At 57.6% G+C, this 12,794-nt stretch carries 10 protein-coding genes; 2 read left to right on the top strand and 8 right to left on the bottom strand.

Going from position 1 to position 12,794, the window contains the following annotated elements; genetic code table 11:
* Window positions 1-685 precede the first annotated feature (685 nt).
* Window positions 686-2,713 carry an OPT family oligopeptide transporter gene (locus C1713_RS00350; protein WP_102492663.1) on the top strand — a complete coding sequence of 676 codons (2,028 nt, stop codon included), beginning with the start codon at window positions 686-688 and terminating at the stop codon, window positions 2,711-2,713.
* A gap of 106 nt (window positions 2,714-2,819) precedes the next feature.
* On the top strand, window positions 2,820-3,239 hold the full coding sequence (locus C1713_RS00345) for a pyridoxamine 5'-phosphate oxidase family protein (RefSeq protein WP_040572596.1): 420 nt from the start codon (window positions 2,820-2,822) through the stop codon (window positions 3,237-3,239).
* A gap of 111 nt (window positions 3,240-3,350) precedes the next feature.
* Here C1713_RS00345 and C1713_RS00340 read toward each other — a convergent pair whose 3' ends face one another.
* The 8 genes from C1713_RS00340 to cas10 form a co-directional block, all read right to left on the bottom strand.
* Window positions 3,351-4,619, bottom strand: a complete 1,269-nt coding sequence (locus tag C1713_RS00340; protein ID WP_102492662.1) for a pectate lyase family protein — start codon at window positions 4,617-4,619, stop codon at window positions 3,351-3,353.
* Between the two features lie 212 nt (window positions 4,620-4,831).
* Window positions 4,832-6,160, bottom strand: a complete 1,329-nt coding sequence (gene csm6, locus C1713_RS00335; RefSeq protein WP_102492661.1) for a type III-A CRISPR-associated CARF protein Csm6 — start codon at window positions 6,158-6,160, stop codon at window positions 4,832-4,834.
* Window positions 6,157-6,918: a CRISPR system precrRNA processing endoribonuclease RAMP protein Cas6 gene (cas6, locus tag C1713_RS00330; RefSeq protein WP_102492660.1), complete on the bottom strand. Its 762-nt coding sequence runs from the start codon at window positions 6,916-6,918 to the stop codon at window positions 6,157-6,159. Before cas6 ends, csm6 begins: the two co-directional genes overlap by 4 nt.
* Window positions 6,902-8,122 (bottom strand): type III-A CRISPR-associated RAMP protein Csm5, encoded by a 1,221-nt coding sequence (gene csm5, locus C1713_RS00325; protein ID WP_102492659.1) that lies wholly within the window; start codon window positions 8,120-8,122, stop codon window positions 6,902-6,904. The genes cas6 and csm5 overlap by 17 nt, the downstream gene beginning before the upstream one ends.
* On the bottom strand, window positions 8,119-9,132 hold the full coding sequence (gene csm4, locus C1713_RS00320) for a type III-A CRISPR-associated RAMP protein Csm4 (protein ID WP_102492658.1): 1,014 nt from the start codon (window positions 9,130-9,132) through the stop codon (window positions 8,119-8,121). Before csm4 ends, csm5 begins: the two co-directional genes overlap by 4 nt.
* Complete coding sequence (gene csm3 / locus C1713_RS00315) at window positions 9,129-9,878, bottom strand: type III-A CRISPR-associated RAMP protein Csm3 (RefSeq protein WP_245870862.1); 750 nt, start codon at window positions 9,876-9,878, stop codon at window positions 9,129-9,131. Before csm3 ends, csm4 begins: the two co-directional genes overlap by 4 nt.
* Window positions 9,862-10,260 carry a type III-A CRISPR-associated protein Csm2 gene (csm2, locus tag C1713_RS00310; protein ID WP_102492656.1) on the bottom strand — a complete coding sequence of 133 codons (399 nt, stop codon included), beginning with the start codon at window positions 10,258-10,260 and terminating at the stop codon, window positions 9,862-9,864. Before csm2 ends, csm3 begins: the two co-directional genes overlap by 17 nt.
* Entirely contained in the window at window positions 10,253-12,739 is a 2,487-nt protein-coding gene (cas10, locus tag C1713_RS00305) for a type III-A CRISPR-associated protein Cas10/Csm1 (protein ID WP_102492655.1), read from the bottom strand. The genes csm2 and cas10 overlap by 8 nt, the downstream gene beginning before the upstream one ends.
* Between the last annotated feature and the right edge of the window lie 55 nt (window positions 12,740-12,794).

Below are 12,794 nucleotides of genomic sequence, written 5' to 3'. Positions count from 1 at the left end.
TTACTATACTAAGGATAGTTAAGGAGAACGTAAGATGGCAGGCTGATTCAGGACAGGCTGCCCCCATGTGATCTGTAAGCACATGGTGTATCTCCTTCGGGGATTTCCCACCGTGTTGACCGACGGTTGTTGGAGAGGGACACGGGATGCACCTCGCTGGCTGAGTGAGGAAGCAGCCGCAGCGTCCACGACGGACTGGGAGGAGATTCCGATGGGTTACTGAGTGGCCGCAAAGGTCTGCACTGTGCACCCCGCCCCGCTGGGTCGGACGGGGATGCCGAGCGAAGGTGCGGCAGGGAATGCGGCAGCCCGCGTGGGGTGGGCACACAAGAGGGCATGGATTAGCGCATGACGAGGAGGACGTTCCCCAGAGAGGAACAGAATGTGCGCACAGAGAACATGTCGTGGTGGTTTTTCTCAGCGTTTTCGCCGGAAAGTTCCGCATCTCAAGCTAGCGGCGATGCGGAATGAAGCGTGGATCGTTTGAATGCAAGAGAGTTACCTATCACTTCCCGTATTTTCCTCAGAACCGCCGATGCGTGACGAGAAAGCGCATCGGCGGTTTTGTTTTTGGCGTATCTTTTCTAGCGCTGCGGGCACAGCGTTCCAATGTATTTTTGCTATTTTGGATTTACGTGCTATAATACAGATGTTTTTCATTTTATTATAGATAGGTGGTATTGGCATGAAACACTCCGAAAACGAGTTCATGCAGCACGAATTGCGGCTCCCTGAGCTGACAATGCGCGGCATGATCCTCGGCGCAATCCTCACCATCATCTTTACCGCATCGAACGTCTACCTCGGCCTCAAGGTCGGTCTGACGTTCTCCTCCGCCATTCCGGCGGCGGTCATCTCGATGGCGGTACTCAAGATGGCGAAGGATGCGAACATCCTCGAGAACAACATGGTGCAGACGCAGGCATCGGCAGCGGGGACGCTGTCCGCCATCATCTTCATCATCCCGGGCATGCTCATGATCGGCTATTGGCAGGACTTTGAGTTCTGGCAGACGCTCGTCGTCTCTGCCTGCGGCGGCTGCCTCGGGGTCCTCTTCACCATCCCGCTGCGGCGTGCGATGGTTGTCCACAGCGACCTCGCCTACCCGGAGGGCGTCGCTGCGGCGGAGATCCTGAAGGTCGGCTCGCACGACGACAGCCGCGAGCAGCACGGCTCGGGACTGAAAGAGATCCTCTCGGGCAGTGCCATCGCTGGCGTGATCGCGTTCCTCACGAACGGCCTGCAGGTGCTCGGCGGCAGCCTCTCCGCATGGTTCCACGTCGGACGCGGCATGACGCAGCTCCCGCTCGGCTACTCGTCGGCACTCGTCGGTGCGGGCTACCTCATCGGCATCACGAGTGGACTCGCGATGCTGATCGGTATCGCCATCGCATGGGCGGGCTTCGTCCCCTATTTCACCATCACCGGTGCACTCCCCGACGGCATGACCCTGCAGAAATTCGCGGGTACCGTCTATCAGCAGAAGGTGCGCCTCATCGGCGCGGGCGCCATGGGCGTCGCCGCGATCTGGACGCTGCTCTGCCTCGCTCGCCCCGTCATTGACGGCGTAAAGGAATCCATCGCAGGCGCACGCGCAGACAGCGCAGAGCGCGGTCTGCACCGCATGGACATCGACATGACGATGAAGAGTGTCGGGCTCGTCTTTGCCGTCACCGTCATCGGGCTGCTCGTCATCTTCTACGCCTTCGTCAGCCCCGAGCAGATCCCGGGCAGTCAGAAAGTCATCTTCACCCTCGTCGGCGTCGGCGTCGCCGTCCTCATGGGCTTCTTCGTTGCCGCCGCCTGCGCCTATATGGCAGGTCTCGTCGGCACGTCCTCCAGCCCGATCTCGGGCATCGGCATCCTCGGCATCATCGTTGCATCGCTCGTCATGTACGCGTTGTGCTCCATGTTCGGCATCTTCGCGCTGCCGGGCGGTGAGAAATTCGCGACGGCGACCGCCATCTTTACCACGTCGATCATCCTCGCAATCGCCTGCATCTCGAATGACAATATGCAGGATCTCAAGACCGGCTATCTCGTCGGCGCAACGCCGTGGCGTCAGCAGGTCGCGCTCCTCATCGGCTGCGTGGTCGGCGCGCTCGTCATCGCCCCCGTGCTCAACCTCCTCTATGAGGCGTATGGGTTCTCGGGCGCGCTGCCGCGTGCGGGCATGGATCCCGCGCAGGCACTCGCCGCACCGCAGGCAGTGCTCATGACGACCATCGCTCAGGGCATTTTCTCGCAGAAGCTCGCATGGGAGTACATCTACATCGGCATCGGGGTCGGCATCGTGCTCGTCCTCATCGACCTCTTCCTGCGCCGCTCGACGAAGAATCTCGCCATGCCGCCGCTCGCCGTCGGTATGGGCATCTACCTCCCGCCCGTCATCCAGACACCGCTCGTCGTCGGTGCGATCCTCGGCTACTTCGTCAACCGTCACCTGCGTCAGACGAAGGGGGAGGAGGCGGAGCGCGCAGGTCTGCGGCGCGGCACGCTGTTTGCCTCGGGGCTCATCGTCGGCGAATCCATCATCGGCGTCCTCCTGGCAGGCATCATCGTCATCTCCGTCTCGAACGGCGGCAGCGAAAGCCCTCTCGCCGTCGTCGGCGCCGATTTTGCCGGCACTGCCGAGATGCTTGGGCTCCTCGTCTTCCTCGGCGTCCTCGTCCTCTTCAGCAAAGTCGTGCTGAGCGGGAAAAAGGAAACATGAAATTTCTCGCAAAAGCGGAAACGCCATCGGCAAACATGACCGATGGCGTTTCTTTTCATATCTTTCACACGAAGAATATTGCATCATCATCAAAGAGGTGAATGAGATGAATCTACGGGACGAATTTGAGCGCATCATGCGCGAACAGCGCGAGATCGCGCTCGCAACAACGACGGACGGGCTGCCGCATGTCCGCATTGTGAACTTCTACTATGCCCCCGAGGAACACTGCGTCTACTTCGCCACGTTCAAAGACAACGAGAAGGTCGTCGAGATCGCGGCAAATCCGAATATCGCATTCACTACCGTTCCGCACAACGGCACAAACGAACACGTCCGCGCGAGCGGACGCGCCGTGAAGTCTGCGCGCACCGTCTACGATCTCGCGGCACTCTTTGCCGCAAAGATCCCACGCTATCAGGAGACCATTGATGCTGTCGGCGACGACCTCATCCTCTACGAAATCTCGCTCAACACAGCGGTTGTCACCATCGACATGGAGCATATCGAGCGCATCCGGCTCTGAGAGTGGGCCGGCAATCGAGGCTGCCGCACGAAGTTTTATGACCTGCCCCCCCAAAGGTTAGATGAGAAGATCGGCCTTTTGGGGGGCAGGTCATATTCCAATCGGAACAAATTAATCTTCATTTTTCAGCACGCCCGCATGCTGTAAAACTTTTTCTTTCACCGCACTCACATCGTCGATTTTTATGTATCGCTCGGGCACCCACGCGACCGGGGATAAATGCTCGCTAAATGCATCGATTTTCTCGTCGTTGAAGATATTATTGACCGCGGTAAACTCCATGCCGCCAAATACTTTGACAAAATCTTGATACGTCCTGCCGTCGATATCCGCGACATTATTTTCGGCATATATTTTCGAGTTTTTTCCGACGCCCAACGAATACGCATAACGGTATGCGCCGTTTTCATCGTCCGTTTGGTAGTAATTATTATACACGTGAACCTTGCCAAATCTCACTCTCGGTGCACGCTGAACCAAATTATGGAAGTAGTTATGATGCAGCGTCACATTCAGTTTGCCGTCATCCGCCGTTTTTGCATCACTGTTCCCGATCAAAATCGCTTTATTATGCCGTTCAAAAACATTGTACGACATCGTGATGTCGTCTGCCTGATTCGTAATATCGACCAAACCGTCCCGATGCTCGTATTCACGATGAAAATACGTTTCCGTCGGCTGCGTGCCATCCTCGAAATGACAATGATCGATCCAAATATGCGTGCCGCCGCGGATCGTAATACTGTCATACTGAGAATTCCAGCTGCCTTCCGGCCCATCGTTTGGATCCCACGACGGGAAATAATCATACGGGGACTCAAACATAACATTTCGGATGATAACATTATCCGCGTCGAGGACTAAATCCACGCCCTTTAATTTCGCATGTTCAATCCCAATGATGCTCGTATTGGCGGGGACATGAACCATGATGTTTTTTTCCTGATTTTTTTGAGATTGTTTTCTTTTTTCTTCCTGCTCTTCTTTTCGGCTTTGCGGCGCGGTACTATGCGGTGCATGCGATTCCAGATACTGCTGAAAATCATAGCCCTCCGCCATATAATCTTCCTTCGTCAGGCGCTTTCCATCCGCGTCCGTATCGAAGTCGATCGTACCGTAAATCATCAAAATCCTAGGTTCTGTGTTCTTTCGATTCCCCAATGCGGCAATAAACTCCTGCCTATTGGTCACGCGGAAGATATTGTCTTGTCCCGCAGCAGCACCCCCGGTCGTGCCGCTGCCCTCTGCGGCAAATCCATCATCTTTAGCGAGCACTTCCCGTATAAAATCCGTCTTCCCCATCGAGCGCTGGACGAACGGCAAGAGGAAAATAGCCGCTAACGCAGTAATGCAGGCAATCAGTAAAATCTTCTTTTTCATATTCTTATCTCCCGCGAGCCCCGCCTTTGTGCCCCTTCCACCGCTCCCCCGTCATAACGGGGAAGGCTTTGGGATATAACGGCATAATAGCTTCCCCCGTCGCTACGGGGGAAGTGGCGAGCACAGCGAGCCGATGGGGGCGTGCACACCACCTTTATGGTAGATCTGTTTTCCCACCGATATGGGCATGGACACGAACGTACGCGAATGCTCTATGCATGAACCTCAAGTGCCTGTCCAATCCACGCATTGAGATCACGATAGGTGCTGCGCATCGCCCGTACCTTATCCCCATAGACGAGCGCAAGCATGCGGCAGAAGCAGCTTACGGCTTCCTGTGAGCCCATACCGACCTTTTGACGGAACTGATCCTCCGTCACATTCACGATCTCATGCGCCGCCTCGTTGCGCAGCTGCCGAATATCCGCAATAGATTCCAGTTCCACCATGACCGCCGTGTGCAGCTTCGCATCACGAATGCGCTGTGCCTCACCTGCATAAGTGCAGCAAAGAGACAATAGATAAAATGAAAGCGGCTGATCCCGATAGCCGTAGGGAAATTCCCGATCCAATGCGGCAAGCAGCTCCTTCTCCTGCACAGTAAGGCGTTCCCGCACGAGCAAACGAACACCATGACGCGGCTCACAAAGGGAACGAATCGGGATTGTCAGATTCTTCGCGGTATACTCCCTGAGGAACTCATAGAGAAACGGAATCATGCGCAGCATCAGATTCGACAGCCGCCCCGTTTCCTGATCGATCTGCATCATGAGGAAGTATTCAACCAGCTCCTCCGTTTTCCCAGTGAAAGGAAAGAGCTTCTTTCCTTCGTATTCGCGCAGGACAGCCTTTGCCTCCTCCGTCAGGAGCATACTGCGCCGTTCTGCATGGGAAAGGAGCAGCGACGCCTCCGACGGAACGAGCGCACTCCGCCGTGCAATCTTCCCTGCCGCCGCATACTCATAGGAGTCGATCAGAGACAGGATACGGCTCCGCTCTGCATAGTAGTGAAACGCCGACAGCGGTGGTTCCTCACAGCGGTTCTCCGCCCCTTCTTCGTTGTCAAAATTGTTTTCGAGCAGGGCGTCGATGTCCTCGGCATCCTGCGTTGCCTCATTCGCACGGTTCGAGTGCCGTGCCGGTGCCGCCACCTGCACACCGATACAGTGCTCCATATCGGACGCGAGCATCGCGAGGACCGTCTTCATCTGCGGCGTCCCCGAGCTGAGATTCAGGAGGAGTGTACTCCCGGGGTATGTCTCGCGGATGCGCAGCACCTCCTGCGGCAGGATGCGGCTGAAAGACTCATAGAGATGTGCATCACGTATCTCGGTAAATACTTCCTCGATCTGACACTCCGGTGCGAGGCGCTGAACCGCACGTGTATAGCGGTGATCATGCCGCTCCTTCTCCGCCATATCGTGCGTATAAAAAAGCACGATGCGCTCCGGCTGATAGTGCCGCACGATATGCAGCATCGCGCCATCATAGCAGCCGCGTACGGGATCGGTATCGCCCAGCGGTGAAAAAAGAATCCTCATCCGTCTCGCCCTTTCCAAACATCCGCCTCCACGGCGCCCATGCCGAGGGCGGTCTTGATGCCGATGCCCGCATACGATGCGAACGACATGAGCATCCCAAGGATACGGCGCATGCTGTCCGTCCCCGTAAAGCCTATGGTAAGAGACCCGCGAAAGCCGCGCAGCGGATGTCCGTCCACGGAGAATGTCGCCGTGTGCAGCGCATACTGCCGAATCTGGCATCCGGCGGCGAGCTGTGCGGCAAGATCCTCCTCCATGCGTACGTGCGGACAGAAACGCCCCCACCGCATGAGAAGACTCTGGACGATCAGCAGCATCTCCGGCAGGAGGACATACTGTCCATCCCGCTTGAACGCCGTCGGCGTATAAAAGGTCAGCTCTGCTCCGCGCGGCGCTCGTGCAGGGAGAAAGAACGCATCGGCAAGTGCCGTATCTGTACTCTCAGATACACAGTGAAAGTCATGCAGCGAGACCGCATAGCCCTTCTGCCGCAGGAACAGCTCCGTCGTCGTGCCGAGTGCCATCGCAGCCAGCTCGCCCATCGCCTCCGTGAGTGTCCCGATGCACCAGAATACACGCCCCGACTCCCGTTCGATGCGGATACTCTGTCGGTACGGGCGCAGGCTCTGTGTATGCAGGACTGCCGCCGCATCCGCGGGCAGACGCTCCATCAGAGCGCCGTGGAGGATCGAGCCCATCGCCGAAACGGCACGCTCCCCCGTGGGGAAGCGGAGCTCCGCCTCATATCGTCTGAGCATTGCCAATCCCCCGAATGGAGCACAGCCCCATAATCCAGTCCGCGCCGTCCGTCTGTGCTCTCTTTAACGTACGTGGTGTCAGAACCTTATCTATCGCCCTATGTTTATGTGACGGGTTCGTGAACTGCCCATCAAAATAAGCAGCAGCAAAACGGCGTGCCTCAGCTTCCGCACCTGCTAACGTATAGATGATGGTCTTTGAAAGGAATCCCGTGCCCCCGCCAAGGAGCGCATTCGCCTTGTATGCCGTAACATCATCAAAAAGATCTCCATAATACTTTCTATCAATGGCTTCAAAGGCGCGCTGTTGGAGCTTTAAACCATCAAGTGTATAAGAACGCAGCATGGCAAGGATGGACGGTAATGACTCGATCCCCGCCGTGTGAAGCATACTAAGGTTCGCCGTGACGGCAAAACGCAGTCTGCTGCCGGCAGGGATACACTCGCGAAAGAGACTGATCGCGCTTTCCCCTCTCGCCGCACCGCGTTTGATGAGTGTCGTGGCATCGATTTTCTGGACGATAACAGTTGGTGCTGATGCCTTACATCCAACAAGAGCCGCATCACTAACAGAGAGTCCGCGCAGTGCGCTTACAACCGCATCCTTTTTCTTTGCACCGTCATAGGTGAGCGTATGCAGAATCTCCTGTTCCAGCCGCAGGATGATATCATTCCACGCAGCTGCTTTATCTGGCCCCCGTACAGAAGAAATTTCCTGCCAATAAGAATCAAATCGTCTGGGATCTTTGCGAATAAAGTGGTAGAGAATCCCTGTACGCAGTGCGCCTTTAATGGTACTGCCTGGAATATAGGGATGCGCATTGTCAGAACGTACGAGTTGACATGTGACATTATTGAGTGTAGGCTTCTTGGCTCTTTGGTCTGAAAGCTTCGCGACAGGAATCTTGCGTCGGATAGCGCCCGCCTGCCGGAGATCTGCCAGTGTCACATGGTTGACCTTTAGCCATTCAAGCAGATTGCGTGATTTTCTCCCCGTTGCTTCCGTCTCAAGATATTGAACAAAAGCATCTGAGAGCTCACGGTCCTCGAGAAACAAAAACCATTTAGCCCCATGTAAAAAGTATGCTTCCAGTTTATCTCTGTCGTAAAGATATTCAAAGGGTCTCAATACCTCTCCCGAGCCGACATGCACCGGAGCAATGCACGTGAGCTCGTACTCCTGACGAACGATTTGTCCGCTCATGCCGTCACCCCCGCATAGAGACCGAATCCATACCGCCACACAGGATGCCCGTCCTGTGTCCCGAGCTCACAGAGTGATCCCGCTACACGCGTCCTGAGGCAGGAGCCCGCATCAATGAGGCAGACACTGTTCTTTTTCACCGCCGCATGACGCGGATCCGTGATAAAGCCGCCCGCACGCCGCAGACGATAGGCGCCCTCCTTGACCGCGGCGAGATCTTCTGTCGTCGGGAGGACAGGAGAGAGTGCCATCTGCCACGGTGCGTCCGCTGCGGCGAGCAGCGTGCAGAGTGCCGCATCGTCCGTATAGATGCCGTCCTCCGACGTATCGAGACGGATGTCGCCCTCCTCCTCGATATGGAACTTGCCGAGACCGCTCGACCGCTTTCCGCCGATCCCCGTCATGCCGAGCCACGTCAGCAGCTCGCCCATCCAGTCCGCGAGCTCCTCATCCCCTGTCTCGAGCAGGAGGTAGAGCCCGGCATCCACATGGAAATCAAACTGCCCGACATAGTACGGCAGGGGTACCTCGCCGCGCGTGTTCACGCGTGGGCGCAGGGAGGCTGCACCGACCTCCGCCCCCGAGGCGAGCGCCTTTCCCGTGCGCATTGCATGCACATAGGCATCCATCTCGCTCGCTCGGATGTACTTCATCGACTTCTGCTTTTTTCGCGCACTCGCTTGACAGCATACCGTATCATATCCCTCACCGTGCGACATGGTGTCAGCGGGAATCGACAGAACGGGACGCGGGAGATAGAACGCCATCTCCCCCTCTCCGTCTCTGCGCCACGGCATGAGGTCGGAGAAACGGATCGCCCCCTGCATCACCTGCCGATACAGACGCTCGAACGCAGCATCCTCGTCGGCCGCCGCCAGTTCCGCACAGAGCGCACTGAACAGCGTATCCGCCGTATAGGACGCACCTGCCGCATCGAGCCGCCCCTCCTGCCCCGTCGGAGCGAAATGCACCGCCGTGTCAAACACGAGCGGATAGATCACGCAGCTCACGACGTCTGCCCGCCCTTCGACAGGACTGCCGCAATCTCATCCAGCTTCTCCTGCGTGAGTGCATCGGGCGCAGAGAGGGAGAAATAGCTCACAGTGAAGTCATGCAGCGAGACCCTGCCATAGCCGCGCGAGCCATGCCCGCCGAGATAGTCCATCTGCAGGAGATGCAGACCATCCCCGAGGAGCGCCATGTCCTCCGCGACCTCATCCTCGTGTTCGATATTGTAGACCAGCCGAAAATCGAACTCCGCCCCTGCAGGCACGCGTTCGATCTGGCGCGGATTAGCCGCCGCCGTGATGCGGTTGATCGTATTCTCCCACTTGATCTCACCGATGTACGTCTCCAGCTCCAGCTCCTTGAGCCGCTCGAACGATGCTTTAGACAACCGCAGGTCGAAGAACTGCAGGCGTGACGCCTTTCCTCCGCCCTCTCCTCCGTCCTTCCCTTTCAGTGCTGCGCCAAAGAGACGGCGCACCTCATCGCTGTCGTCCTTCACATCGGGCAGGTCGTACCCCTCGGCCATGCTGCGCACGAGCAGGGTGCGAATTTTCCCCTTCAGCGAGCTGCCGGGAATGATCGGCTGACGCGAGAGCGGGTCACGCACGAACGGGCTGTCCACCGCACCGATCGGAGCGAAGTCCGAGGATGAACCAATGTGGAGCCCCGTCTCGATACGCAGGCATGCTCGAATGTCCAGTTTGCCCTTGAGTGTACTCTGCTGCTCCATATTAGTCTTCGCCTCCATAAAACTTATGATAGGCAACGAGTGCCTCCACATAGTGTGCGAAATCCTCATAGGCGCGAAGGTCCGTACCGATGCCGTCGATGCACTCCTTCAGGCGCGACGCCTCCACAAACGGCTTGACCTTTTTCGGCTCGCGCGCCGCCTGATAGACGAGCTGCACCTTCAGATACTTCACCGTAGAGGCCAGCGCAGGGCTGAGTTCCACTGCCCTCGGGTTCCGTGCACGGTAGTCATCCACCTTGTTCGTCAGGGCATTCACCGCCGCCAGGAACTTCCGTATCTGACTTTTCGTAATGACCAGCTTCCCGCCGCCATCCTTTTTCAGCCGCAGGATAACATTCTCCGCCTCCTGCGCGATATCCTTAACCTTCTCCTCAGCCATCGGCATTCTCTCCCTTCTCGCGAATGTTGTAGATGATAAATTCCAGTGCCGTCCGCAGCTGCCGCCGCGCCTCCTTGTCCCGATACCATGCGTAGAGCTGGCTGCGGACGCGCTCGTATGCCGCCTTCTGTTCCGTATGAAGCCCCGCAGCGAGACGGGCAAGCACATAGGCGAACCGTGCAATCTGAATATCGTCGCCGCCGTCCTCCAGCAGAGTCAGCAGCTGATATGCCTTGGACTTTCCGAAGGGAACACGCGTCTTATCCCGCACCTCGTTCCATGCGAGATTCTCCCGCAGGAAAGCGAGCTTCTCGCCGCAGACGCCATCGATGAAGTCGTCCCAGCCATAGGCCTCCGCGCGCTCCTTGACCGTATCGGCAGAGCGTCCGCTCAGCGACGTGCCAAAGAGCGCCACCGCATCCTTTGCGGGGCGCAGTCCCTTCGCGAGTGACTCCAGCGCCCCCGTCTGCCGCGCCATCGCCGCCACAGGACATTTGTCTTTGAAAAAACCGATGCCTGCAGAGAAATGCAGCTTTCCGCTCGTAAAGCGCTGGAAGGCACGCCGCAGGTCAACGGCAAGCTCCACAATATCGTCCCACGTGCCGAGGAGGAAAATATCGTCACCGCCGGAGTAGACGATATGCACATCGCGCGCCGCCTTCTTCTCCCGACCGAAGAGGGAGAACTTCTCCGCACCGCAGCCCACATTGCCGCAGCAAATTTCATTGATATATCGCTTGAAGAACAGGGACAGCTGACGCGACAGTGATGCCGTCCGTGTCAGCGTCGCATACTGAGCAGGGAACCCCGCGAGGAACGCCGCGCCGAGATTATCCACATCCGCGCGCAGCACGCCCAGGCGACGGATCCCCGCCGCATCCTCCGTGCCGCCGCTGCGTGCGGCAAGCTGTCCCAGCTCCATCACGCCGCCATCGTCCTTGCATACCGTGTAGTCACCCAGCCAGAGATGCGTCGCCAGCTGTGCCCCCGTATATACCTTGTTCTTGATGTAGATCCGCCGCAGGGTCTGCGGCAGATCGTCCGTTTCCGCCAGCTTCTCCGCCGTGAGATATAGCGTTCCCGAGAGCCCGGGGAGCGGCAGGGCATCCGCCGCAGGATCTTCTGACACGGCAAACACATCGCCCGCCAAAATACGCTCACCGAACACATACAGCCCTCTGCACATCGGGCACACCTCGATCTCAGATCCATCACGATACTGTGCGAGTTCCGTCGTCGATGTACGGCAGATCGCACACTCACGCGAGGCATCGCGCACCTTGTTCAGTGCACTCGACGGGGAAAAGAGTGCCGCCAGCTGATCCTCAGAGTAGCGGCAGAGCTTCTCCGCAGACAGCAGCTCGCTCACGCGGCGAAATGCCGCCTGTGTTCCGTGCCCGCCTTCCTTCGTCACGCCGAATTCTGCCGCCGCGCACGGCGTCCATGCCATTGCCAGATAGAGGTGTGTGCCAAAGTGTTCCAGCAGCCAGGCATTCACTGCATGACGGCATTTCGTCAGGATCTCCTGCACTGCATCCGTATTCGGCAGCAGCAGGTAGAAATGACCGCCGCCCGTATAGAGGAGCGCACTGCGGCTGATGCCGCATGCCGTTAAGATCTCGTCCACCACATTCTCAAGCAGAATCTCAAGATAGAACGACCGCCCGCGCAGACTCTTGAGCGCACCCGCCGACGGAATTCCGTAGATGAACGGCTGAATCCCCGACACATCACCTGAGACAAGCAGATACATCGGCTTTTCCCGCCATGCACGCCCCTCATCGCCCGTCGTACAGCGACGGTAATCGGTGATCCCATGCGCCTCGAAATAGCGGTACATCGCCGCCGCATACGCGGCCGTCAGACGCACATGATCATAGAGTGAGATGTCCGCCGCCTCCGCACGTGCCGTACTCGACGGCACATAGCTGAGTACCCCCTCCAACACGCGCAGGAGCTCTCCCACGGTCATCTCCAGCGGAGATCTGCGCTGAAAATTCGCCTCGAGATGCTGACAGAGATCCTGATACGCCGCCTCCGTTGCCCGTATCTCGGCGGACGGGCAGGGCATCTGCATCTCATAGGTCTCAGGATCCAGTCCGCGCAGATGGAACGCTTCCTTCGCGGAGTGTGCCCCGCCGTCAGCGAAAAGATAAAAGACGCTCTGAAGATTCGCGGCGGCAGAAAAGCCGCCCGTCCCCTCCTCTGTCTCACGGCGATCCGTCGCCGCTGCCAGATTATCTGCCTCATAGATAATATAGCTGATATCATCTGCATCGGCGCGCAGATCCTTCAGATCACTCCAGTGATGATGTCCTACGGCGCGCAGAATATCCCGTCCCTCGCCGCCGAAGAAACGCTCGAGGAACGCCGCGCCGCACGCCGCGTGTGTCTTTGACTCTGGGTGCGCCCGCCGCACCAGTTTCCCGATATCATGCAGCAGAGCCGCCCGCTCAATTTGCCCACACAGATCATCCATAGCCTCATCTCCTCTCATCACTGATTAATATTAGAAAATTCCACATAAAACGAAA

Source organism: Centipeda felix, assembly GCF_900186465.1.
In the GTDB taxonomy this organism is placed as follows: domain Bacteria; phylum Bacillota; class Negativicutes; order Selenomonadales; family Selenomonadaceae; genus Centipeda; species Centipeda felix.
The sequence above is the reverse complement of the archived record's forward strand: the minus strand, read 5'-3'. Positions and strand labels throughout refer to the sequence as shown.